The sequence below is a fragment of the Hydrogenophaga sp. genome, assembly GCF_051860785.1.
GTDB lineage: Bacteria > Pseudomonadota > Gammaproteobacteria > Burkholderiales > Burkholderiaceae_C > Hydrogenophaga.
Genome location: NZ_JBIMLB010000011.1, coordinates 144,940 through 168,582 on the forward strand (window position 1 = coordinate 144,940; position 23,643 = coordinate 168,582).

General features: G+C 66.1%; 23 protein-coding genes. 9 read left to right on the plus strand and 14 right to left on the minus strand.

The features are described 5' to 3' along the window. Positions 1–2 precede the first annotated feature (2 nt). Together ACTIF6_RS15780 and ACTIF6_RS15785 are read right to left on the minus strand one after the other, a co-directional pair. Positions 3–647, minus strand: coding sequence for a hypothetical protein (locus ACTIF6_RS15780; protein WP_439588869.1), 645 nt, complete (start codon positions 645–647; stop codon positions 3–5). A gap of 176 nt (positions 648–823) precedes the next feature. Further along, on the minus strand, positions 824–1,840 hold the full coding sequence (locus ACTIF6_RS15785; protein WP_439588870.1) for a 1-aminocyclopropane-1-carboxylate deaminase: 1,017 nt from the start codon (positions 1,838–1,840) through the stop codon (positions 824–826). A gap of 202 nt (positions 1,841–2,042) precedes the next feature. On the opposite strand from ACTIF6_RS15785, the gene ACTIF6_RS15790 reads away from it, so the two are divergent. From ACTIF6_RS15790 to ACTIF6_RS15800, 3 genes are read left to right on the plus strand one after another with little or no spacing between them, the layout of a single operon-like run. Continuing rightward, complete coding sequence (locus ACTIF6_RS15790) at positions 2,043–2,555, plus strand: Lrp/AsnC family transcriptional regulator (RefSeq protein WP_439588871.1); 513 nt, start codon at positions 2,043–2,045, stop codon at positions 2,553–2,555. Positions 2,556–2,559: 4 nt separating this feature from the next. Next, a complete protein-coding gene (locus tag ACTIF6_RS15795; protein WP_439588872.1) occupies positions 2,560–3,516 on the plus strand; it encodes an arsenic resistance protein in 957 nt (318 codons plus the stop codon). Between the two features lie 47 nt (positions 3,517–3,563). Beyond that, the gene (locus ACTIF6_RS15800; RefSeq protein WP_439588873.1) at positions 3,564–4,268 is read left to right on the plus strand and encodes a hypothetical protein; all 705 of its coding nucleotides are present in this window, start codon (positions 3,564–3,566) and stop codon (positions 4,266–4,268) included. Here the strand turns inward: ACTIF6_RS15800 and ACTIF6_RS15805 are convergent. The 8 genes from ACTIF6_RS15805 to ACTIF6_RS15840 form a co-directional block, all read right to left on the minus strand. Further along, positions 4,265–4,666, minus strand: coding sequence for a hypothetical protein (locus ACTIF6_RS15805; protein ID WP_439588874.1), 402 nt, complete (start codon positions 4,664–4,666; stop codon positions 4,265–4,267). The two genes, ACTIF6_RS15800 and ACTIF6_RS15805, sit on opposite strands and share 4 nt — an antisense overlap. A gap of 80 nt (positions 4,667–4,746) precedes the next feature. Further along, positions 4,747–5,541, minus strand: a complete 795-nt coding sequence (locus ACTIF6_RS15810) for an SDR family NAD(P)-dependent oxidoreductase (RefSeq protein ID WP_439588875.1) — start codon at positions 5,539–5,541, stop codon at positions 4,747–4,749. A gap of 4 nt (positions 5,542–5,545) precedes the next feature. Beyond that, positions 5,546–6,562 (minus strand): ketol-acid reductoisomerase, encoded by a 1,017-nt coding sequence (gene ilvC / locus ACTIF6_RS15815; RefSeq protein ID WP_439587308.1) that lies wholly within the window; start codon positions 6,560–6,562, stop codon positions 5,546–5,548. A 13-nt stretch (positions 6,563–6,575) separates the two neighbouring features. Further along, positions 6,576–7,592 carry an alpha-ketoacid dehydrogenase subunit beta gene (locus tag ACTIF6_RS15820; protein WP_439588876.1) on the minus strand — a complete coding sequence of 339 codons (1,017 nt, stop codon included), beginning with the start codon at positions 7,590–7,592 and terminating at the stop codon, positions 6,576–6,578. Then, the gene (locus ACTIF6_RS15825) at positions 7,583–8,575 is read right to left on the minus strand and encodes a thiamine pyrophosphate-dependent dehydrogenase E1 component subunit alpha (RefSeq protein ID WP_439588877.1); all 993 of its coding nucleotides are present in this window, start codon (positions 8,573–8,575) and stop codon (positions 7,583–7,585) included. The genes ACTIF6_RS15820 and ACTIF6_RS15825 overlap by 10 nt, the downstream gene beginning before the upstream one ends. Before the next feature lie 11 nt (positions 8,576–8,586). Further along, complete coding sequence (locus ACTIF6_RS15830) at positions 8,587–10,467, minus strand: TRAP transporter large permease (protein ID WP_439588878.1); 1,881 nt, start codon at positions 10,465–10,467, stop codon at positions 8,587–8,589. Between the two features lie 54 nt (positions 10,468–10,521). Next, positions 10,522–11,538 (minus strand): TRAP transporter substrate-binding protein, encoded by a 1,017-nt coding sequence (locus ACTIF6_RS15835; protein WP_439588879.1) that lies wholly within the window; start codon positions 11,536–11,538, stop codon positions 10,522–10,524. A 57-nt stretch (positions 11,539–11,595) separates the two neighbouring features. Next, positions 11,596–12,417 carry an SDR family NAD(P)-dependent oxidoreductase gene (locus ACTIF6_RS15840; RefSeq protein ID WP_439588880.1) on the minus strand — a complete coding sequence of 274 codons (822 nt, stop codon included), beginning with the start codon at positions 12,415–12,417 and terminating at the stop codon, positions 11,596–11,598. Between the two features lie 147 nt (positions 12,418–12,564). Here ACTIF6_RS15840 and ACTIF6_RS15845 point away from each other — a divergent pair, with 147 nt between their 5' ends. Then, positions 12,565–13,365 (plus strand): IclR family transcriptional regulator, encoded by an 801-nt coding sequence (locus ACTIF6_RS15845; protein WP_439588881.1) that lies wholly within the window; start codon positions 12,565–12,567, stop codon positions 13,363–13,365. A gap of 6 nt (positions 13,366–13,371) precedes the next feature. On the opposite strand, the gene ACTIF6_RS15850 is transcribed toward ACTIF6_RS15845, so the two are convergent. Beyond that, positions 13,372–14,337 carry a LysR family transcriptional regulator gene (locus ACTIF6_RS15850; RefSeq protein WP_439588882.1) on the minus strand — a complete coding sequence of 322 codons (966 nt, stop codon included), beginning with the start codon at positions 14,335–14,337 and terminating at the stop codon, positions 13,372–13,374. Positions 14,338–14,462: 125 nt separating this feature from the next. Between ACTIF6_RS15850 and ACTIF6_RS15855 the strand changes: the two genes are divergently transcribed. Genes ACTIF6_RS15855 through ACTIF6_RS15875 form a run of 5 tightly spaced genes read left to right on the plus strand, consistent with a single transcriptional unit; the run spans position 14,463 to position 19,538 of the window. After that, a complete protein-coding gene (locus tag ACTIF6_RS15855) occupies positions 14,463–15,158 on the plus strand; it encodes a 2-hydroxychromene-2-carboxylate isomerase (protein ID WP_439588883.1) in 696 nt (231 codons plus the stop codon). Further along, on the plus strand, positions 15,155–16,627 hold the full coding sequence (locus ACTIF6_RS15860; protein ID WP_439588884.1) for an NAD-dependent succinate-semialdehyde dehydrogenase: 1,473 nt from the start codon (positions 15,155–15,157) through the stop codon (positions 16,625–16,627). The genes ACTIF6_RS15855 and ACTIF6_RS15860 overlap by 4 nt, the downstream gene beginning before the upstream one ends. 28 nt (positions 16,628–16,655) lie before the next feature. Continuing rightward, positions 16,656–17,633 (plus strand): Bug family tripartite tricarboxylate transporter substrate binding protein, encoded by a 978-nt coding sequence (locus ACTIF6_RS15865; protein WP_439588885.1) that lies wholly within the window; start codon positions 16,656–16,658, stop codon positions 17,631–17,633. Positions 17,634–17,648: 15 nt separating this feature from the next. Next, positions 17,649–19,187, plus strand: coding sequence for a choline-sulfatase (gene betC / locus ACTIF6_RS15870; RefSeq protein WP_439588886.1), 1,539 nt, complete (start codon positions 17,649–17,651; stop codon positions 19,185–19,187). Positions 19,188–19,211: 24 nt separating this feature from the next. Further along, positions 19,212–19,538 carry an NIPSNAP family protein gene (locus ACTIF6_RS15875; RefSeq protein ID WP_439588887.1) on the plus strand — a complete coding sequence of 109 codons (327 nt, stop codon included), beginning with the start codon at positions 19,212–19,214 and terminating at the stop codon, positions 19,536–19,538. 18 nt (positions 19,539–19,556) lie between these two features. Here the strand turns inward: ACTIF6_RS15875 and mltB are convergent, their stop codons facing one another. From mltB to ACTIF6_RS15890, 3 genes are read right to left on the minus strand one after another with little or no spacing between them, the layout of a single operon-like run. After that, positions 19,557–20,675 (minus strand): lytic murein transglycosylase B, encoded by a 1,119-nt coding sequence (gene mltB, locus ACTIF6_RS15880; protein WP_439588888.1) that lies wholly within the window; start codon positions 20,673–20,675, stop codon positions 19,557–19,559. After that, the gene (locus ACTIF6_RS15885; protein ID WP_439588889.1) at positions 20,642–22,663 is read right to left on the minus strand and encodes a transglutaminaseTgpA domain-containing protein; all 2,022 of its coding nucleotides are present in this window, start codon (positions 22,661–22,663) and stop codon (positions 20,642–20,644) included. The genes mltB and ACTIF6_RS15885 overlap by 34 nt, the downstream gene beginning before the upstream one ends. After that, complete coding sequence (locus ACTIF6_RS15890; protein WP_439588890.1) at positions 22,660–23,643, minus strand: DUF58 domain-containing protein; 984 nt, start codon at positions 23,641–23,643, stop codon at positions 22,660–22,662. The genes ACTIF6_RS15885 and ACTIF6_RS15890 overlap by 4 nt, the downstream gene beginning before the upstream one ends.

A 23,643-nucleotide genomic window follows, 5' to 3' on the forward strand; every position in this document is an offset into this window, starting at 1 on the left:
TTTCACTCGCACTGTGGCGAATGGCGTGCCGGGGACCAAAATGCCTTGTACATGTACCACTTGCCACCGGCCCGAACGGAGGCACATCCGGTGGAGGTGACGAGGTCGCCCATGCGCTCCACGTTAAGGGGTTTCGGTGGAGCGCTGCCTTGCAGGGTACGGGAGCCGGCATTGAAGGCTTCGGCGTTGAAGGCGGTGATGACCTTGTTCTTTCGGGAGAAGTCTCCGATCACCGCTCTGTGAAGGTCACGGGCGTCCGATGCCGAGAAGCTGTCATCTCGGGCTGCCGCTACAGCCATGTACACCAGAATCGCTTCAGCAATCTGGTCGCCGCTCAAGGTGGTCGCGAAGACTGTGTTGGCCTGGTGGGGTGGCATGTTCGGTGCACCGTCGAATCCCCGCACCTTGATTCCAGCGTTCGAAAAAATCTGCTCGACTTTGGCTACTTCGGTCTGTGCAAACTGGTTGTATTCGATGCGGCATCGCTGCGACGACTCATTCGAGGAGCACGACGAACTGCCGAATCCATCGGCCTTGATCGAAGGGCAGGAGCATTGGGTCTTGTTCTGGGCAAATGCCGTGCTCGTCAACATCAACATGGCAGCGAGCCAACCTGCCAGGTAGAAAGGCGCATGACTGCTTGACACGGTTCCCTCCTCAGCTCAAACGGAGTTGATGACATTCACGACCTGCGTTCGGTCAGACCCGCCCAAAGTTCACCAAGGGATTCTGATCATTGCGGCGAATGTTGAACAGTGCATGCCCTCCCCAATTTGTTCAGTTCGAGAAATTGATGGCCCGTGCCCCTTTCGCAAGCCGGGCTTCACCCGTTGCGGAACAGGAAGCTGTACGCATTGAGCGCCGGTACCCCACCGAGGTGCGCGTACAGCACCTTGGACCCCGGCGGAAATTCACCGAGCTTCGTCTTCTCGATCATGCCGTGCATGGACTTGCCTTCGTACACGGGGTCGGTCAGCATGCCTTCCAGACGTGCGCACAGGCGAATCGCTTCCAGCGTGCCTTCGTTGGGCAGACCGTATTCCGGGCCCCCGAAGCGGCGGTCGAGCACCACGTCGTCGGCGGTGATGGGGCGGCCGAGTTCCACGAGGTCGGCCGTGCCCTGGGCGATGCGCAGGATCTGGTCGAAGGTCTGTTGTGGTTTGGCCGATGCGTCGATGCCGATGACGCGGTCGGCGCGCCCGTCGGCCGCGAAGCCCACCACCATGCCGGCCTGCGTGCTGCCGGTCACCGAGCAGGTGACGATGTAGTCGAACTTGAAGCCGAGTTCCTTTTCCTGCTGGCGCACTTCTTCGGCAAACCCCACAAAGCCCAGGCCGCCGCGTGGGTGCTCCGAGCAACCCGCAGGAATGGGGAAGGGTTTGCCGCCGGCTTTGCGCACGTCGTCCATGGCCTGCTCCCAGCTCTTGCGGATGCCGATGTCAAAACCGGCGGCGTCCAGGCGAACGTCGGCGCCCATGATGCGCGACATTTCGATGTTGCCGACACGGTCGTACACGGCGTCCGAGTAGTTGACCCAGTTCTCCTGCACCAGCACGCACTTCATGCCCAGGTGCGCGGCCACCGCGGCCACCTGGCGCGTCTGGTTGGACTGGATGCCGCCGATGGAGACGAGCGTGTCGTAGCCGCCTTCGATGGCTTCGGGGATCAGGTATTCGAGCTTGCGCGTCTTGTTGCCGCCAAAGGCCAGGCCGCTGTTGCAATCTTCGCGCTTGGCGTAGAGCTCCACCTGGCCGCCCAGGTGGGCACTGAGCCGCTTGAGCGGCTGGATGGGCGTGGGGCCGAAGGTGAGCGAATGGCGGGGAAACTTCTTCAGATTCATGGAAACGGCTCCAGGTGTCAGGACGGGAATCCATGCTTCAAGGCTGGCGAAGAGGGTGGGCATCGCGATGGACTTGTGGACATGGGCTGGGTCAAATGGTAGAAACTTGTTCGAGAAACAGGGTTGCGAATTTCGACGTTGATTCAATAAATGCAACACAAGAAACTCGAAGTCTTCAAGAATTAATTTGATGAAGAACGCCATGAACGCAACAAAATTGCGCCGTAAGAGCGATGCGCAAGTGATGTCGATGACCGACACCCTCGACCGCACCGACAAGGCCATCCTTCGCGCCTTGCAGCGCGATGCTTCCATCTCCAACGTGGCGCTGGCGGCCAAGGTGAGCCTGAGCGCGCCGGCCTGCCTGCGCCGCGTGGAACGGCTCAAGGCCTCGGGCGTGATCAAGGGCTATGTGGCTCTGCTGGAACCGCGCGCGCTCGATGCCGGCATGCTGGTGATGATCGGCGTGGTGCTCGACCGCTCCACGCCCGAATCGTTTGCCGACTTCGAGAAGTCGGTGCAGAAGGTGTCGGGCTGCATGGAATGCCACGTGGTCACCGGCGAGTTCGACTACGTCATGCTGGTGCGCACCAAGGACCACGACAGCTTCAACCGCCTGCACGCCGACCAGTTGCTCTACCTGCCTGGTGTGCGGCAGGTGCGCTCGTTCATGGTGCTCAAGCAGGTGCTGTCGACCACGCAGTTGCCGCTGTAGTTGCATGAACCGCCTTGCGCTGGAGCGTCATCAGGTCTGGGTCTATCTCGTTGCGATTGCCGCCGGCTTGAGCGCGGGCAGCGCGTGGCCCGGGCTTCGCACCGCATTCGAAGGCCTGCTGTGGCCCGCGCTGGCGTTGCTCATGTTCGCCACCTTCCTGCAGGTGCCGCTGCTGCAGGTGCGCGATGCGCTGCAAGACCGGCGCTTCGCTGTCGCCGTGCTGGTGGGCAACTTTGTGCTGGTGCCCGTGGTGGCGTGGGCGCTGGTGGTGGCCTTCGATCTGTCGCCTGTCATGCGGCTGGGCGTCTTGCTCGTGCTGCTGGCGCCGTGCACCGACTGGTTCATCACTTTCAGCCAGCTCGGCCGGGGCGATGTGCCGCGCGCGATCGCCATCACGCCCTTGAATCTGGTGCTGCAACTGGTGTTGCTGCCGCTGTACCTTTGGGGCATGACGGACCTGCAGGCGATGGGTTCCCGCGACTGGACCGCGCTCGCAGCCGCAGTGCTCGTGGTGATGGCACCGCTGGTGCTGGCGGTTCTGGTCGAACGGTGGATGCGCGTTCGCCCGCAGACCGAGCGCGTGCGGGAGGTGCTGGGCTGGTGGCCGGTGCCGCTGCTGGCGCTGGCGCTGGTGGTGTTCCTGATCGCCGGTGCTCAGGTGGGCACGGTGCTCGGCGCGCTGGCCGAGCTGTGGGCCGTGGTGCCGGTGTTCGTGCTGTTTCTGGTGGCGGCGGCGTTGCTGGCCAAAGCCCTGGGCGCTGGTTTTCGCCTGCCTGCCGAGCAAGGGCGCACGCTGGCCTTCAGCCTCGGCACGCGCAACTCTTTTGTGGTGCTGCCGCTGGCGCTGGCGTTGCCGGCGGGCTGGGAAGTGGCGGCCGTGGTCGTGGTGGTGCAGTCGGTGGTGGAGCTCTTCGGCATGGTGGTCTATGTGTGGGGTGTGCCCAGGCACCTGTTCCGCTGACCGGGTGCGATACTGAAGCTCCACTGCTCTGTGAAGGGACACGCACCATGCGCGGCATGCTCGATTTCAGCTCCTGGTACGCGATCTTCACCACGCTCTTTGGCCTGGTGCTGGTGTCGCTGGTGTTCGTGGGCATCCGCCTGGTGTTCATGCAGACCTTCCAGCGCAGGCGCGAGCGCGAGAACCGGCAGATCAATGAACGCCTGAAGGTGCTGATCGCGGCCTACAAGACGCTCGGTGGTTCGTTCACCGGCGTGCTCACGGTCGACCCCGCGCACCTGCGCGACTTGCGGCGCGATGCCGAAGCCGATGACGAGGCGGACATCGACAGCATGGCCAGCGCGTCCGAGCGCCGCCGCCGCATCCGCGATGCGGTGGAGGCTGCGCTCTCGGACATCATCCTGCTCGGTACCGAAGAGCAGGTGCGCCTGGCCGCAGAGGCTGCTAACGAAATGGTGGCAGGGCGCAACGTGGAGGTGGCTGCGCTGGTGGTGTCGCTGCGCAACTTCATCCGCCAGGCGCTGGACCTCACGCCGGTGCCGGCAGACATGGCGGTGCCGAACCAGGGCCCGCTGCGGGTGAGTGCGACGGGGAGCGCAGTTCGGCGTGGTGGTGGTGCCGAGGCGCGAGGAGGACGTGGTGGCGGAGGAGGAGGTGCCGGAGGCGGTGGTGGAATGGGTGTGGGCTTGGGCGTCGGGGTCGGCGGTGGTGCGGCCGCCGCCGGCAGTGCGCAGGCCAGCGACCCGCCCTAGCCGTCCAGCGCCAACCGCGCCGCGTCTTCCACCGACAACGCCGCCCCTTCGGTAAGCAGCGCCGAGACGAAGTAGGCCGGCATGGCTTCGCGCAGCGCATCCAGGGTGGTGTCGTGCGCGAGTTGCTCGTCAATCTGGCGCACAGCGCCACGGCGGGCGAACTCGGCGTCTGCGCAGCCAAAGGCCAGGGCCGCATCACCCAGGCGGCCGCGCTTGCCGGCGAGGTAGGCAAACGCATCGAGCATCAGCCACAGCGTGTCGTCCCGCAGGCCTTCTTCCAGTGCCTGGCGCGCAGCATGCAGCGCCTCGTCGAGCTCGTTGCGCTCGGTGAGCGTCAGGCAAAGGCCGACCCGTTGCAGTTGCAGCGGGTGGCGGGACGAAGGGACAGATGCTTGCACGCGGCTCCCCTGGGGTAGATGGCAAAGCTGAAGCAGTCTAGCCAAGTTGCTGCAGCGCAGCAAGCCTCCCGACGGCCGGTTCAGACGTTGCTGAAATCGCGCCGCAAGGTCGGCAGTCCCACGCCGGCCGCATCGAAGCCACCGTCCACCGCCAGCACCTGACCGGTGACGTAGGACGCCTCGGGCGAGCAGAGAAAACCGATGCCGGCGGCGATTTCTTCTTCGGAGCCGTAGCGCGCCAGCGGAATCGCGGCGTGGTAGTCGGCGCGGATTTCCGGTGTGTGCACCTGTCTGGCCATGGCCGTTTCCACCGGCCCGGGGGCGATCACGTTGCAGCGAATGCCCAGGCCCGCCAGTTCCACTGCCTGCTGCTTGGTGAAGTGGATCAGCGCCGCCTTGCTGGTGCCGTAGGCCACGCGCAGCGTGCTGGCGCGCAAGCCGGAGATGGAAGCGATGTTGACGATGGCACCGCCCTGGCGGCGCAGCAGCGGCACGCAGGCCTGGCTGCACAGGAACGCGCCGTCGAGGTTGGTGGCCATCACGTAGCGCCACTCCTCGAAGCTGGTGGACACGAGGGGCTTGAACACGGCCACGCCAGCGTTGTTCACCAGGGCGTCGATGCGGCCCCAGGTGGTGTTCACCCGGGCCACGAAGGCGTTGACTTGCGCGGGGTCCGACACATCGCACGCCTGCGCGATCGAGCGTCCCGGCGACTCGCGTTCCAGCTCGGCGTGCGCGGCGGCCAGCGTGGGCGCATCCTTGTCGAGCACGACCACGCGCCAGCCGCGCGCCAGGAACCAGCGCGCGCTGGCCAGGCCGATGCCGCGCGCAGCGCCCGTGATGACCGCGACCCGTTGCGAAGCTTCGTGTGCCATGCGATCAGTTCCGCGTCTGGTCCACCAGCTTGTTCTTGGCGATCCAGGGCATCATGGCGCGCAGCTGCGCACCCACCACCTCGATGCTGTGCTCGGCCGTGTTGCGCCTCCGTGCCGTCATGCTCGGGTAGTTCGTGCGCCCCTCGGCGATGAACATCTTGGCGTAGTCACCGTTCTGGATGCGCTTCAAGGCGTTGCGCATGGCCACGCGCGACTGCTCGTTGATCACCTCGGGGCCCGTCACGTACTCGCCGTACTCCGCGTTGTTCGAGATCGAGTAGTTCATGTTGGCAATGCCGCCTTCGTAGATCAGGTCCACGATCAGCTTCAGCTCGTGCAGGCACTCGAAGTACGCCATCTCCGGCGCGTAGCCCGCTTCCACCAGCGTTTCGTAGCCCATCTTGATGAGCTCGACCGCACCGCCGCACAGCACGGCCTGCTCGCCGAACAGGTCGGTCTCGGTCTCTTCCTTGAAGTTGGTCTCGATGATGCCGGCCTTGCCGCCACCGTTGGCCATGGCATAGGACAGCGCCAGGTCGCGCGCCTTGCCCGACTTGTCCTGGTGCACCGCCACGAGGTGGGGAACACCGCCGCCCTGGGCGTAGGTGCTGCGCACGGTGTGGCCCGGGGCCTTGGGCGCGACCATCCACACGTCCAGATCGGCGCGCGGCACGACCTGGTTGTAGTGCACGTTGAAGCCGTGGGCAAAGGCCAGCGAGCCGCCTTGCTTGATGTTCGGTTCCACGTTGTTCCTGTAGACCTCGGCAATCTGTTCGTCGGGCAGCAGGATCATGACGACATCGGCCGATTTGACGGCCTCGTTGACTTCGAGCACGTTCAGCCCGGCCTTGCCGACCTTGTCCCACGAAGCGCCGCCCTTGCGCAGGCCAACGACGACCTTCACGCCGCTGTCGTTGAGGTTCTGTGCGTGCGCGTGGCCCTGGCTGCCGTAGCCGATGATGGCGACCGTCTTGCCCTTGACCAGGGACAGGTCGCAGTCTTTGTCGTAGAAAACTTTCATGGTCTTGTGACTTTCAGAGGGAGTGGGAAGGGACTTCTTCGCCCGGCTCGATCCGGACAGAAGGGTGGGTGGACAGGAGGTTGAAGGCGGCCTGCACCACGGCGGCAGGCGTGATGCGGGCCACGCTTTCGAGGCGCGTGGCGTAGCCGACGGGAATGCGCGGGGCGCCCAGGCGCGCCACGCGGCAGCCCGTGGCTTGCGCAGCGGTGGCCGCGATCTCGGCGCCGAACCCGCCGGCCTGCACGGCGTCGTGCACCACCAGCAGATGGCCGGTGCGGGCGCAGTCGTCGAGCACGGCTTCGCGGTCCCAGGGCCAGAGGGTGCCGAGGTCGATCACACTCGCCTGCACGCCTTGCTCGGCGAGTTGCGCAGCGGCGGCCGAAGCGGTGTGCACGGCGGCGGACCAGCTCACCAGCGTGAGGTCGTCTCCACGGCGCAACACGTTGGCGCGGCCGGGCACGCAGACGATGGACTCGTCCACCTCGCCCTCCAGCGTCCAGAGTTCCTTGTTCTCCATGTAGATCACCGGGTCCTCGCCCTGCAGGGCCTGGGTGAGCATGGAGAAGTTGTCCTGTGGTGTGGCCGGGCACATCACCACCACGCCGGGCAGGTGCGCGAACCAGGCTTCGAGGCTTTGCGAATGTTGCGCGGCCGAGTTGGACCACAGGCCGATGGGCATGCGCATCACCAGCGGCACACGGCCCTGGCCACCGAACATGTAGCGGTTCTTGGCGGCCTGGTTGACGATTTCGTCCATGGCGCACATGGCGAAGTCGACCACGCGCAGTTCGACCACCGGGCGCATGCCCACCAGTGCCATGCCCACGCCTGCGCCCACGATGGTGGCTTCCGAGATGGGCGTGTCGACCACGCGATCCGGGCCGAAGCTGGCTTGCAGCCCTTTGTATTGCCCGAAGATGCCACCGCGCCCAACGTCTTCGCCAAGCACCACCACGCTCGGGTCGCGTTGCATGGCGTTGGAGACGGCACGCACGGCGGCCTCGGCATAGGTCATGCGGTTCAGTGCCATGTGCCGGCTCCGGTGGTCTGAATGTCGGTGAAGGCATGCTCGGGATCGGGCGCGGGCGAGGCGTTGGCGAACGCCACGGCGTCTTCGATCTCGATCTGTACCGCGGCGTCCACCGCGTCCAGTTCGGCGGCCGTGGCACCACGGGCGAGCGCGCGTTCGCGCGCCTGGCGCAGCGGGTCGGCTTCGACTGCGCTGCGCAGGTCTTCCGGATCGCGGTAGCCCTGCTGGTCCACCGACACGTGGCCGCGCACGCGCCACGTGAGGGCGTGCAGCAGCTGCGGCCCCTGCCCCGAACGCACCTGGGCGACCAGACGGCCTGCGGCCTCGAACACGGCTTCGATGTCGTTGCCGTCCACCGACTCGCCGGGCACGCCCAGCGATTCCCCACGAGCCACCACGCCCGGTCCCGCGGTGAGACCCGACGTGGCGGTGGTGGCCGAATAGCGGTTGTCCTCGCACACGAACAGCACCGGCAGGCGGTACACGGCGGCCCAGTTGAGCGCTTCCAGGAATGGGCCACGGTTGGTGGCGCCATCGCCGAAGAAGCACACCACGATGTCGGGCTTGCCCTGCAGCTTGAGCGCTTGCGCCGCGCCGCAGGCAATCGGCAGACCGGCGGTGACCACGCCATTGGCGCCCAGCATGCCCACCGAGAAATCGGCGATGTGCATGGAGCCACCCTTGCCACCGTTGTTACCGTCGGCGCGGCCGAACAGCTCGGCCATCATGCGGCGCATGTTGCCGCCCTTGGCCAGCGTGTGGCCATGGCCCCGATGGGTGCTGGTCAGCAGGTCGGTGCGGGTCAGGTGGGCACACACGCCCACCGCCACCGCTTCCTGTCCGATGGACAGGTGCAGCGGCCCACGCACCTTGGCGCGGTCGTTCATCTTCGCGCCGAACACTTGCACGCCGCCCTGGCTGGCCACTTCGGCCGCGAGTTCGAAGGCGCGGATGCGCGCCATGGTTCGGTAGAGATCGATCATGGGGTAAGCCTTCACAAGGCCATGGCGGTGATCTGCGGGAAGGCCGCGATGATCAGCACGCCCACGAGCAGGGCCACAAGGTAGGGCCAGATGGCGCCGATCACCTCGTCAGGCGGCGCATTGCCGATGCGGCAGGCAATGTAGAAGCCCACGCCGATCGGCGGCATCATCAGGCCGATATTCATCGCGCAGACGATGACCATGGCGTAGTGGATGTCGTTGATGCCCAGCGACTTGGCAATGGGAAACATGATGGGCGCGAGCAGCAGCACCGCAGGCAGGCCTTCGAGCAGGCAGCCCAGCGCCACGAACACGAGGATGGTGACCGCCATGAACCCGACCCAGCCACCGGGCAGCGAGGTCATGAACACCGAGAGTTGCTGCACCACGCCGCTCTGGGTGATGGACCATGCCATGGCCGAGGCCGCACCCAGCACCAGCAGCACCACGCCCGACAGCGCAGCCGTTTCCACCAGCATGTCGTAGAACTTGCGCAGGCCGATGCCGCCGTACATGACCTGTCCCACGAAGAGCGCATACAGCACGGCGACGGTGGACACCTCCGTGGCGGTGGCAATGCCTTCGCCCACGGCCGCGCGGATCAGGAAAGGCAGCACCAGCGCGGGGGCGGCGATGAGCAGGAAGCGGCGCACCATCGACAAGGGGGCGCGCTTCGCGTCGTGCATGTCTTCGTTGCGCGCCTTCCAGCGCGCCAGCACCAGCAGCACGGCCAGCAGCACCATTGCGATGACGAATCCCGCCTGGAACAGCCCCGCGATGGAGACGCCTGCCACCGCGCCCAGCACGATGAGCACGATGCTCGGCGGCACCGTGTCGGCCATGGCCGCGCCGGTGGCCAGCAGGGCCACCATCTCGCGAGGCTTGTGGCCACGGCGCTTCATCTCGGGGAAGAGGGCGGGGGCCACCGTGGCCATGTCGGACACCTTGGAACCCGAGATGCCGGAGACAATGAACAGCGAGCCCAGCAGCACATACGACATGCCGGCCTTGATGTGCCCCAGCAGCGAGGCGAGGAAATCGACGATGGCCTTGCCCATGCCGGTGGCATCGAGGATGCAGCCGAGCAGTACGAAGATGGGCACGGAGACCAGCACCAGGCTGGACATGCCTTCGTCCATGCGGCCGATGACCACGGTGAGCGGCACATGCGTGGTGAAGGCGAGGTAGCACACCGCGCCCACCCCGAAACAGAAGGCGATGGGAACGCCGGCCACCAGGCACACGGCGGCGAAGCCGATGAGGAAGATGCCGATGTTGGCGGGCCCCAATTTCATGAGCTGGGGCGAGAAGTGCCAGCAGGCGAGGGCCACGGCGCCCACGATGAGTGTGGCCAGCACCAGATCGAGTTTGCGTGCGGAGCGCCCGGCGTACATCAGGATCAGGGCCAGCATGGCGATGAAGCCAAAGGCAATGGAGCTGACGCGGAAGGTGTTGGGCAGGTCCAGCGCTGGCGTGTGGATGAACCACTCGTCCTTCGCGTAGTCGACGGCGGGCCCGATGAGCGCCAGCAGCAGGGCGGCAATGGCCACCAGCGCGAAGGCATTGACGAACTCGCGCGCACGCGGTGGCAAGAGGTCCACGAACAGGCCCAGGCGCAGGTGCTCGTTGCGGTGCACGGCAATGGCCGCGCCCAGCATGGTGAGCCAGATGAACGAGATCGAGACGACCTCGTCCGACCACACCAGGGACTTGTTGAACAGATACCGGGAAATCACGCCCACCAGCAGCAGCACCGTGATGTTGAGCATCAGGAGGGCCGAGACGGCCTCCAGGGGCTTGAGCCAGAGCGGACTGCGGCGGGTGTCGTGAAGGACGGTGCCCTTGAAGGCACCGTCCGCGTCGGCAGATGTGCCGGCGATAAGTTCGGCCATAAAGATCTCTCAGGTGGCGCGGTGCGCCACGTCAGCGGCGCGCGTTCGGGTGGTTCAACCCAGCTTGCCCGTGTATTTCTCCATCACCGCCCAGGCCTCGTCACCGAACTTGCCCTTCCACTCGGCGTAGAAGCCGGCGCTGCGCAGCTTGTCGCGGAAGGGCGCGGTGGCGGGCGTGTTGAAGACGATGCCCTTGGCCGTGAGGTCTTTCTGCAGCGTGGCCTCATTGGCCGCCACGTCGACGCGCTCCTTCATGGCGGCCGCGTTGATGTGCTTGGTCACGATGTCCCGCACATCGGGTGGCAGACGGTCCCAGGCGCGCTTGTTGATCAACGTCCAGAAGCCGTCCCACATGTGGTTGGTGAGCGAGCAGTACTTCTGCACTTCGTAGAGCTTGAAGTTGGAGATGACCGCGAACGGATTCTCCTGGCCGTCGGCCACCTTGGTCTGCAGGGCGGTGTACATCTCGGAGGCGTTGATCGAGATCGGCGAGGAGCCGAAGGCCTTGAACATCGAGGTCCACATGGGCGAGACCGGCACGCGGATCTTGAAGCCTTCCAGGTCGGCCGGCGTGTTGATCGGCTTGGTGGAGGTGGTGGTCTGGCGGAAGCCGTTGTCCCAGATGCGGTCGAGCGTGTGCAGGTTGGCCTTGGCGATCTGCGCGCGGATGTAGGCACCGACGTCGCCGTCCATGGCTTTCCACACGGCGTCGTAGTTGGGGAAGGCAAAGCCCAGGCCGTTGAGCGCGGCGGGCGTCACCAGGGTGGAGAGGATCAGGCCGGAGAGGTTGAACATCTCCACGCCACCCGAGCGCAACTGGCTCAGCGTGTCCGTGTCGGAACCCAGCTGGTTGCTCGGGAAGATCTGGATGTCCATGCGGCCGTTGGTTTCCTTCTTGATCGCCTCCACCGCTTCCTTGGCGCGCACGTTCATGGGGTGCGCGGGCGGCTGGTTGTTGGCGTACTTGAAGGTGAACTCGGCACTCTGGCCGTAGGCGAGCTTCAGCGGCGCGGCGCAGCTGGCCACTGCAATGCCCGTGGCCTTGATGAGGGTGCGGCGGGAAAAGGTCATCGTCTGTCTCCTGTCGTTGTGGTGCGGGGTGAAAAAAGCGGTGGCGTCCGGGTTACATCATGCGGCCAGACCCTGAGCCGGCGTGGCTGCGGGAATCTCGAAAAGGTTGCGGATGAACAGGCCACTGGCCAGGAAGCCGCCATCGACGCCCAGCGTCTGGCCCGTGATGAAGGCGGCGTCTTCGGAGGTGAAGAACAGCACCGCGTTCGCGACCTCCTGCGCGGAGCACAGGCGGTTCATCGGGCAGGCAGCCAGCAACGTGGATTGTTTTGAACTGCCATGCAAGGTGCGGATCATGGGCGTGTCCACGAAGCCCGGCGCGATCGCATTCACGGTCACGCCCCACTCGGCCACCTCGATCGCGAACTGGCCGGTCATGGCGATCAGTGCGGCCTTGGACGTGCCATAGGCCAGGCGGCCTGTGCCCGCGCGCACGCCGCTGATGGACGACACATTGACGATGCGACCCCAGCCCCTGGCCTTCATGCCCGGCAGCACGTGCTGCGTGAGCACCATGGGCGCGGTCACGTTCACGGCGAGCGTGGCGTTCCATTGGGACAACGCGACGTCGGTGGCGGGCTGCGTGAGCACGATGCCGGCGTTGTTGATCAGGATGTCGATCACCGGGTGGCGCTGGGCCAGTTGCTCGAGCAGGGTGTTGACCGCGCCCATGTCGGCGAGGTCGACCACGAAAGCCTGCGCCTGCCCACCCGCATCGACGATGGCTTGCGCCGCTTCCTGCGCGGCGGGGCCGTTGCGGTCGACGATGCACACGGTGGCACCCTGGCGAGCCAGGCCGTGGGCAATGTCGAGGCCGATGCCACTGGCCGCGCCGGTGACCAGGGCGACTCTTCCGGAATGCGGCCTCGGGTTGTTCATCTTGTTCCCGCCAGGGGTTTTAGTTCAGTATGTGAAGCGTTTGGGTGATGTTGGCAGGATGCCCATCGTTCAGGGAAGAGGGCCGCTGCCAGGTCGCTCCAGAAAATGGTTCACCATGTAGACCAACCACCACGGGTTTCCACCAAGATGACCGAGACAGGACTTGCCACCGGCGAGACACCCGGCGCCCAGACGCTGCGTCGCGGACTGGCCATTCTCAAACTGCTGGCCCGCAACCAGCCCGACGGCATGCGCATCAGCGACATCGGCCGCCGGCTGGGTTTGAGCAAGGCCACCGCGGTGCGGCTCACGCAGACGCTGGTGGACGAACGCTTTGTCGTGCACGACCCGGCCTCGCGCTGCTACCGCCTCGGCCCCGAGACCTTTGCCGTGGGCCTGGCGGCAGAACCCAGCTACACCCTGCAGCGTCTGGCCATGGTCTCGCTGCGCGCCCTCGCGCTGGAGACCGGCGACTGGGTCTTCTTTTCGGTGGTGCAGGGTTTCGAAGCGATCTGCCTCTCGCGCGAAACAGGCGATGTGCCGATCCCGCCCGATGCGCTGCGTGTGGGCGACCGGCATCCGCTCGGCGTGGGCGCCGGTGGCTTGGCCATTCTGGCCGCGCTGCCGGAAGACGAAGCCGAAGCGGCGCTGCGCGCGAACGGGGCCTACATCGACCGGCACTATCCGAAGTCAGCCGTGTCGGTCATCCGTCCGCTGGTGCAGGAGACGCGCGAACGCGGCTACGCCATCATTCCCGGCATCGTGGTGCCGCATTACTGGGCGCTGGGCGTGCCGCTGCTGCGCCAGGATGGTCGCCCGGTCGCTGCCATCGTGCTGGTGACCAGTGAAGCGCGGTTGCACCCGATGCGAAGGGCGGTGCTGGGCGAGCGCATGCTTCGCGTGAGCCGCGACGTGATGAGCCGGGCGGAGCAGGAGGGGTCGGTGTAAAGGGCGTCAGTCCCGGCTGGAACGTGGGAGGCCTTTGCCGGTCGATGATTTCTGAAGCTCCTCCACGAAGGCTTGCGCCGCAGGCGACAGCGCGCGACCCCTGCGCGTGATCAGGGCAACCGGTCCGAACAGGTCGTTCAGGGGAACGGGCAGGATCGAGAGCAGCTTGCTCCGGGCGAAGTGCCGGGCGATGTCGGCCGGCATGACGCCCAGCATGTGACCCTCCTGGATCATGCGCAGATTGGTCAGCAGCGAGACCGATTCCACCGCGTGGCGCGGTCGGCTTTCTGCCTGCGACATGAACAGGATGTCCAGGCTTTGGCGCAAGGGCGCTGAGGAGGGCGGCAGGACCCAGCGCTCGTTCACCAGCGCCTTCAGCGTGAGTTTGCGCGAACGCGCCAGGGGGTGGTCGGGGCCGCTGACGATGCAGAAGTCGTCGCGGTACATCACCTGGTGTTGCAGGTCGTCCATCTCGGATCCACCCATGACCCTGCCCAGCATGAGGTCCAGGCCGCCGGCCTTGAGCGTGGTCACCAGCATGGCATGCGTGCCCTCGACGATGGAAATTTGCAGGTTGGGGTGCCGAGCCGTGAGTGAGGCGACGGCCCTTGGCAGGACCACGGATGCCGTGGAGGCCATGGCGCCAATGGCGAGCGTGCCCGTCGCGCCATGCACCAGAGCCTGGATTTCCTCGCGCGCCGCATCAAGGTCTGCCAGCAAGCCACGGGCATGGCGGATCAGCGCCAGGCCATAGACGGTGGGTGCCATGCCGCGTTTGGATCGCTCGAACAGGGTCACGCCCAGAGTGCCTTCGAGCTCCTGCAGCAGCTTGGTGGCTGTGGGTTGCGTCATGGCCAGGCGCGAAGCCGACTTGTGCAGGTTGCCCAGTTCACCAAGGGTGGTCACCAGCAGCAATTGCCTCAGCTTGAGTCTGCTCTGAACAAACCATTCGCTGCGAGGTGGCGGGCTCATCGTTGCATCCTTTTGATTCCATTAATGGAATCATGTTATCCAGAAATACGATTATTCAGGAATCGATATCCGCTCTATCTTCCGGGCTGCCGATCAAAGGCTTCGTGCAAAAAAGAGGAGACAAATTGAACCTGACACCGATGACTGTGGACGCCTATCTGTCGTTCCGCAGCCCGTACAGCTACCTGGCGATCGATCGCATGCAAGCCATGGCTGCGCGGGGTGATGTGCAATGGAATGTGAAGTTCGTCTCTCCTCTGGCGGTTCGCCTGCAGGAACATTTCAGACGCTCCGATTCGCTGGCCCGCCCGTACTTCTTTCGCGACTCTGCCCGGGTGGCTGCGTTCCATGGCATCGCGTTCCAGCGGCCACAACCGGACCCGATCGTCCAGGACCCGAACACCCTCGAGATCGCCAGCGTGCAGCCTTACATCCGTGGCCTCACTCGGTTGGGCGCTCTGGCCACCCGGCGCGGGCTGGCGTTTCGCTTTGCGCAAGAGGTGATGCGCATGCTGTGGGATGGCAGCGTGGTCGGCTGGGACCAGGGTGATCACCTGCACCGTGCGGTGGGTCGCGCCGGCCTTGATCTTGACGACATGTTGCGCGAGATCGCAGCAGACCCGGCGCCTCTGGATGCGTTGATCGAACGGCACGAGCACGAGCAACGAGAAGCGGGTCACTGGGGTGTGCCGCTGTTCGCGTTCCAGGGCGAACCCTTCTTTGGCCAGGACCGGATGGATCACCTCCAGTGGCGACTGGACCAGCACCGTGCCGCCTCTGCGCTCACCCATACCACCCGACTCTCCGAGGAAACCCCATGACCGATGTCCGGCCGGATGACCAGGCCCACAACCCTTTCGACAAGCTTGCCCTTCTGATCGATGGCGCATGGACGCGCGGCACCAGTGGCAAGGAAGAACCTGTCATCAACCCCGCAACGGGGCAGATGCTGGGCATGTTGCCGCACGCTTCCGCGGCCGACATCGAGGCTGCGGTCCAGGCCGCTCAGCGAGGTTTCCTGGTCTGGTCGCGTGTGCCTGCCATGGAGCGTCGTCGCGTGCTGCTGGAGGCCGCACGGTTGCTGCGCGAGCGCACGCCATGGTTGGCCCAGGTGCTCACCCTGGAGGAAGGCAAGACCCTCGATGAATCGCGCGCCGAGCTCGCTTCGGCCATTGACGTGTTCGAGTGGTACGCCGAGGAAACGCGGCGCCTGTACGGTCGCCTTGTCCCATCGCGTCAGGCTGGGGTCGTTCAAGCCGTGGCGCAGGAGCCCATCGGCATTGCAGCGGCTTTCACGCCCTGGAACTTTCCGGCCCTCACACCGGCGCGCAAGATCGCAGGCGCCATCGCGGCCGGTTGCAGTTGCGTGATCAAGGCATCGGAAGAAACACCGGCCACCTGTATGGCCCTGGCAACCGCCTGCATGGATGCCGGTCTCCCACCAGGTGTTCTCAACGTGGTGTTCGGTGTTCCTTCCGAAGTGTCGCAGGCTCTGCTGGAGCATCCACTGGTGCGCAAGGTGTCTTTCACTGGCTCCATTGCGGTGGGAAAGCACCTGAGCATGCAGGCCGCCGTGCACGGCATGAAGCGATGCACCATGGAACTCGGCGGACACGCCCCGGTGATCGTGTTCGAAGATGCCGATGTGGACCGTGCTGCAGACATCTGCGCGGCAGGGCGGTTCCGCAATGCCGGCCAGGTGTGCGTGGCGCCCTCGCGCTTCTACGTGCAACGAAGCGCCTATGGCCGGTTTGTCGATCGATTCGGGCAGGCTGCGGATCGCCTGGTGCTTGGCGATGGTCTGGAGAAGACCACCACCATGGGGCCACTGGCCAGCGAGCGCCGCATGTCCGTCATGAAGAGCTTTGTGGAAGACGCGTTGGCCCATGGGGCCCGGGTGGTCAGCGGGGGCAGTGCGATGCCGCGCGAAGGCTTCTTCTGGCGGCCGACGGTGCTGGCCGACGTACCCGACGAAGCGCGTGCCATGCGCGAAGAAACGTTCGGCCCGATCGCACCGATCGCACCATTCGACACGATGGAGGAAGTGCTGGAACGCGCGAATGCCTTGCCATTCGGGCTCGCGGCGTTCGTGTTCACCCGATCGGGCCACAAGGCCGCCCAGGTGTCCAGCGGGCTGGCGGCCGGCATGGTCGGCGTGAACCACCTGGGCATCTCCATCGCAGAGGCGCCGTTTGGCGGCGTCAAGGAAAGTGGCATCGGTTCCGAAGGCGGTGTCGAAGGCCTGCAGGCGTATCTGGTGACCAAGTTCGTTTCTTCCATGCAGACGTGAGCGACGCTGCACCATCCAAGGAGTCTTCATGAAAACGTTCATCTCTCGCAGCAAGTGCGCTCTGCTGTTGTGCCTGTCCTGGTGCCTCGCCGGTGCGGCGCATGCGGAGTACCCGGACAAGCCGATCCGTATCGTCGCTCCGTTCGCTGCCGGGGGCCCGGCCGACGTGCTGGCTCGTCTCGTGGGCAAGGGACTGAGCAGCCGGCTGGGTACCACGGTGCTGGTGGAGAACCGTGCCGGAGCGGGCGGCAACATCGGTACGGATGCCGTGGCCAAGGCCCCCGCTGATGGGTACACGCTGCTGCTCGGCTACATCGGGCCGCTGGCCGTGAATCCTCACTTGTTCAGCACATTGCCGTTCAACCCCGAGACGGACTTCGCGCCGATCGGGCTGATTGCCGACAACCCGCTGGTGCTGGTGGTGCATCCGAGCCTGCCCGCCCGATCGGTGAAGGAGCTGGTGGCGCAATTGCGCGCGAGCAAGAGCCCACTGGCCTATGCCTCCGGTGGCAGCGGTTCGGCCAACCACCTGGCCGCCGAACTGTTCAAAGCGGCCGAGCAGGTGGAGATGACCCACGTCGCCTACAAGGGCATTGCCCCGGCAACGAGCGACCTGCTGGGCGGGCAGGTACCCATCATGTTCAACGGTGTCTCCGTGGCGCTGCCGCACATCAAGGCCGAGAAGCTGCGCGCCCTGGCGGTGACGACGAAGAACCGCATTCCCGCGCTGCCCGATGTGCCGACCATGCAGGAGGCCGGCCTGCCGGGTTACGAGATGTCGGCCTGGTTTGCCTTGCTGGCGCCAGCGGGCACGCCACCGGCCATCGTCCAGCGCCTGGAGGCTGCGCTCATGGACACCGTGAGATCGCCCGAGGCCGAGGCCACGCTGTCTTCTCTGGGCATGGTTCCCCGGCCCGCAGGCTCTCAGGCGTTGCGCTCCCTCGTCAAGAGCGAGCTGCAGGTCTGGGGCAAGGTGGTCCGCCAGGCCGGCATCAAGGCGGAATGAGGTCGGCCCATCATCATGCGCAGCCAGCCCCACGTATTGCTGATCATGGCGGACCAGTTGACCGCAGGGGCGCTGCGCGCCTACGGCAACAAGGTCTGCCAGACGCCGAACCTGGATCGACTCTTCGCCCGTGGCACGCTGTTCGAGCAGGCCTATTGCAACTTTCCGTTGTGCGCTCCTTCCCGCGCTTCGATGCTCACAGGGCGTCTGGCCAGTCGGGTGGGCGTGTACGACAACGCCTGCGAGTTTCCTGCGCAATCGATCACCATTCCGTATTGCCTGAGCGCGCTCGGCTACAGCACCACGCTGTCTGGAAAGATGCACTTCGTGGGCCCGGACCAGTTGCATGGCTACCGTGAGCGACTGACGACCGACATCTACCCTTCCGATTTCGGCTGGACACCGGACTGGCAGCAGGCCATTCCGGTGGCGGCAACGGGGCTGAACCTGCGCAGCGTGGTCGAGTCCGGCGTGTGCCGGCGCAGCCTGCAGCTGGAGTACGACGACGAGGTGGTGTTCAAGGCCGTGCAGAAGCTTCGCGAGGTAGGGCGCGTGCCCGATGCGGAGCCGTTCTTCCTCACGGTCTCGCTCACGCACCCACACAATCCCTACGTGATTTCCAATGAGTACTGGGATCGGTACGAACACGCGCACATCGACCTGCCCGTCACACCGGCCCTGCCGCTGGACGAACTCGATCCTCACAGCCTGCGCTTGCGGCAGATCTACAAGTTCGATCAGTACGACATCAGCGAGGCGGACATTCGCCGGTCCCGGCATGCGTACTACGCGATGGTCAGCTATGTCGATGACCAGGTGGGCGTGTTGCTGGACACGCTGCGCGAAATGAACCTGGAAGAAGACACCGTTGTCGTGTTCACCTCGGACCATGGAGACATGCTCGGCGAGCGCGGCCTTTGGTACAAGTGGATGTTCTTCGAAGGCGCCATGCGCATTCCGCTGGCCATTGCGGTCCCTGGCCAAAGGCCGTCCCGTGTGTCCGAGCCGGTATCCCTGGTGGACTTGCTGCCCACCCTCGTGGGCATCGCCAGCCAGGGGCGGGAGCCGCTGGACGCCGTGGCCCCGCGGGATGGGATGGACCTTCTGGCCGAGTTGCCACCCGGGCGGCCGGTGTTTGCCGAGATGACTGGCGACGGCGCGTTCAGCCCCTGCCTGATGGTGCGCAAGGGTCGGTGGAAGTACATCTTCTGCGAAGACGATCCTCCCCAGCTCTACGACCTGAACGACGATCCACAGGAGCGCGTCAACCTTTGCGGCCAGGTGCGCGTGCAAGACATCGAGCAGGAGATGGCCGATCATGTGCATGCGCATTGGGATGTGCGTGCGCTCAAGGAGGCGATGGCTTCGAGCGCCCGGCAAAGGCTGTTCATCCAGAAGACGCGCCTGGGAGGGGATTTCACCGGCTGGGACTACGAGCCGCGGCGAGATCCCGCAAAGCAGTTCGTTCGCAGCGGCGGGGCGGTGTCCGCCACCATCGTCAAAGGCCTGGCCCGCTTTCCCTTTGTGTCACCCAAACCACCGGACCGGCCCTAGAAGGCCTGGAGAAAGGCGTCCCACATGATCCACGAACTCCGCATTTACCACTGCATGCCCGGTCGATTGCCGGACGTCAACAAGCGCTTCCAGTCCATCACGCTGCCGCTGTGGGAGAAGCATGGCATTCGATCCGTGGGGTTCTGGACCACGGCGGTGGGTGCCAGCAGCAACGATCTCCACTACCTGCTGGAGTGGAAGGACTTCGCCGATCGGGAGCAGCGCTGGAACGCGTTTGCCACCGATCCCGACTGGATCTCGGCACGGGCCCGGACCGAGGAGAACGGGCCACTGGTCGAGCGCATCGAGAACATGCTGTTGTCGCCCACCGCGTACTCACCGATCCGCTGACCCGCGCGGCGCGGGAATTCACCGCGAGGTGATCATCGATTCCACGGCCTGCCCGAGCTCGATCACTGCCAGCGCGTAGTAGCTGCTCCAGTTGTAGCGTGTTACCACGTAGAAGTTTTCGGTGCCAGCCACGTAGCTGGACGGCGCTCCGGCGTTCTCCAGTTCCACCAGGGCGAGCTTGCCGGTGTGCTGCAGGGCGGGGCCCTCCAGGATCAGGCCCTTGCCGGCCATGCTTTCCGCACTGAAGCTGGGCAGGATGTCGGGGGCGAGCAGGGCGTCGAGGTCTTCCTTGCTCTGGTTCGGGTCGAAGCGCACGGGGTAGTGCGTGGGCATGCCGGTCTGCCAGCCGAAGGCCTTGAAGTAGTTGGCCACCGAGCCGATCACGTCGGCCGTGCTGTTGAAGAGGTCGACCTTACCGTCGGCGTCGAAGTCGATCGCGTACTTCACCCAGCTGCTGGGCAGGAACTGCGGCCAGCCCATGGCCCCGGCGTAGCTGCCCAGCAGGCTTTGCGGGTCGGTGCCCGTGCGCTCGGTGAAGCTCAGGTACTGCTCGAGTTCGCTGCGAAAGAATTCGCTGCGCACGGCCGCGCGCGGATGGCTGGCAGGGAAGTCGAAGGCAAGGGTGGTGAGCGCATCGATCACCTTGTGCGTGCCGGTGTGTCGGCCGTACAGCGTTTCCACGCCGATCACGCCGACGATGAGGCTGGCGGGTACGCCGTACTCGGCTTCGGCACGCGCCAGCGTTTCGCGGTTCGCTTCCCAGAACTGCTGGCCAGCGCGCAGGCGGATGGGTTCGATGAAGCGCGCGCGGTACGCGGCCCAGTTCTTGGGCGTGCCGCTGGGCGCGGGCTGCATGAGGCGGATGACCACCGGCAGGCGCTGGGCCTGGCCGATCTGCTGGCGCACCCACGCGGGGTCGAGGTCGCGGCGCTGGGCGAGATCGGTGGCGAAGGCCATGGCGGCTTCGCTCTGCGCGTAGAAGAAGGGCCCGGACGTGGGCCGGGCGCCCGGCCGCGTCTTGGCCGGGCTGCCACTGCCTTGCGCCCAGGCGCTGGAAGCGAAGGTGAGGGTGATCGCGGCCGCCGCGAGGAGGGCGGCCTGCGTCAGGAAGCGGGGGTGGAGTCTTTTCCGGGCCATGCCAGTTGCCTGAACTCGCGCTGCAAGGCGGCGAGGGTGATGGGGTTCTTGGAGTCGGGGCGGCTGTAGCGCTGGGCTTCGAGCCGGATCAGCCATTGTGCAATGCCGGCCTGGGGGCCCCAGCGTTGCTGCACCTGACGCGCGAGTTCGCGTGGTGGGGTGTGGTCGGCGCTGGGGATGCCCAGGGCCTGCAGGCGCACGCGCGCGCGCCGCAGCAGGCGCAGCCAGGGGTCGTGCTGCTGGCGTTCCCACAGCGTCCAGGCAGCGCCGATCAGGCTGGCGAGCACCACCACGCCCAGCAGCACGGTGACGAGGTCGGTCCAGTTCGGCGACTGGAATCCCAGGTTCCTGAGCAGGTCGAGCTGGCGACCCTGGGTGTAGTTCAGCACCCACTGGCTCCAGCGGTTGTTCACGGCTTCCCACACTTCGCGCATCTGTGTGAGCAGGGTGGGGTTGAAATTGCGCAGCGCACCGGCCAGCGCGCCTTCGGGGGCGGCCAGGCGTTCAAGCGAGCCGATGCGCCCGGGCGCCACCGCCGAGGTGGGGTCCACGCGCACCCAGCCCTGGCCTTGCAGCCAGACTTCGGCCCAGGCATGGGCGTCGCGCTGGCGCACGGTCCAGAATTCATCGAAGGCGTTGAGCTCGCCGCCCTGGTAACCGGTGACGATGCGCGCCGGAATGTCGAGTGCCCGCATGAGCACCACGAAGCTGCTGGCAATGTGCTCGCAGAAACCCTGGCGGCGGTCGAACCAGAATTCATCGGCCGTGTGCTGGCCGAACACGCCCGGCTCCAGCGTGTAGGTGTAGCCACCCGTGCGCAGGCGGTCGAGCACGGCGTCGATCAGCGCCCGATTCGAACGGCCATGCTGGCGCCGAAGCTCCTGCGCCAGCGCCAGCGTGCGCGGATTGAAGCCCGGCGGCAGTTCGACATGGTCCTGCAGCGCCACGGCGGGTTCGAGCGGTCCGTGCTGGAAGCTGGTATGGCTTTGTGCGCGGTAGCGAACCTGGGTGCCGATGGGGCGGTCGGTGACCCATTGCAGTTCTCGCGTCATGCGCACGCGCACGCCAGGCACATCGGGCGCCTGCGGGGCGGCTTCCAGCAGGAACAGCCAGGGTCGCCGGTTGGCTTCCATCGTCACTTCGTAGCGCACCGCTTCGCCCGAGACCACGAGGTCGGATGGCAGCGCCAGCGCGTCGGGGAAACCCGAGCGCAATGGCCGCCACTCGGCGCCATCGAAATCGCTGAGCACCGGACCGCGGAAATACAGCTGCCCCTGCGGCGGCAGCGGGCCGTCGAACTTCACGCGAAAGGCGATGTTCTCGTCCAGGACGAGCTGGGCGATCTGTCCCACGCGCATGCTGTTGGAGAGCCCGCTGCGCCCGGCCGCGTCGTCGCCCGGCATGCCCCACAGCGGCGAGAGGCGCGGGAACAGCAGGAACAGCACCAGCATGATGGGCGCGCCCATGAGCGCCATGCCGCCGGCAATGCGCGCCGCCTGCCCCAATGTGGGGCGCCCCACCGGCATGTGGGCATTGACCAGCGCGGTCAGCAGCGCCATGAGCGCCACGAGGATGCCGACGGCCGTGAGCAGCGTCTGCGAGTAGAAGAAGTGCGTGAGCAGCATGAAGAACGAGAGGAAGAAGATGACGAAGGCATCTCGCCGCGCCCGCATCTCCAGCGTCTTCAAGGCCAGCAGCACCACGATCAGCGTGACGCCTGCATCGCGCCCCAGAATGGTGCTGTGCGTGGCCCAGGTCGCGCCCAACAACAGGGCGAGCAGGCCGAATCGCCATGGCCAGCCGGGCAGGGGCAGGCCGCGCAACGTGAGGGTGGTGCGCCAGACCAGCACCCCGACCGTGAGCAACCCGCACCACCAGGGAATGTGGCCCACCTGCAGGAACACCACCCAGCCGATGACGGCGAGCAGGAACAGGGTGTCGCGCGTTTCGCGGGGCAGGCTGGTCACCCTCTGATGAAGCTGGTTCAACACAGCGCCAGTGCCTCCAGGCAGCGTGCGCGGTGGGCGGCGCCCTGGTCAGGGGCGATCTCGCGGCCGGGCACGTGCAAGCCGTAGTCCAGCCCGAGGCGGTCGGCCATCAGCACCCAGGCCGTCAGGCGCGAGAGGCGGGCCTCCACGTTGCCGGCACCACATTTCGCATGGTCCAGCCAGAGCTGCTGGCGTTGGCTGGACAGCGCGTCGCGGCTCACCAGATCATCGCGCCCCGACGCAAAGGCCTGCGCGGCCTTTTTCCACACCACCGCCTTCATGGGGTCGCCGCGCTGGTAGGCGCGCACGCCATCGAACTCGCCCGTGCTCTGCACGCGCGCCAGGCCCGAGCTGCCCGCCTGCGGCTCGCCGGGCGGCAGTGGCGGTGGGTGGCTCTCAGGCTCGGGATAGACCAGCACGGGCGACGCCGGGCGCCACACGGTCCACACGCGGAAGGTGCCGAGCGGAAACAGCGTGTGCGCGGTCAGCGGTGCCAGCGTGTGCAGGCCCCGGTGGGTTGCGGGCCAGCTCACCTGCAGTGTGGTGTTGCCCTGAGCGGGCACGTCGGTCCAGGCCAGCGGGGCATGGGCCGCATCAACACCGATCACGCCCATGCCGATGCCATAGCGCGTGCGCCGGCGTTCGCTGGAGAGGCGCACGTCGAGCAGCGCGGCCTGCCCCGCGTGCACCGGCTCGGGTGGGTTCAGGTGCAGGGTGGTGCCACGCAGGTTGCCGTGGCACACGTGCATGCCCACCGCTGCCGTGCCCGCGAGCAGGAAGGTGAGCAGGTAGCCCAGGTTCAACTGGTAGTTGATGCTGGCCAGCAGCAGGATGAACAGCGTGAGGCCCAGCATCCAGCCCGCCCGCGTGGGCAGGATGTAGACGTTGCGCTGCGTGAGGGTGAGGGTGTCGGTGCGCGGCAGGCGGCTGTGCCACCAGCGCTGCGCACGCTCGCGAAACAGGCGGATGGGGTTGTCCAT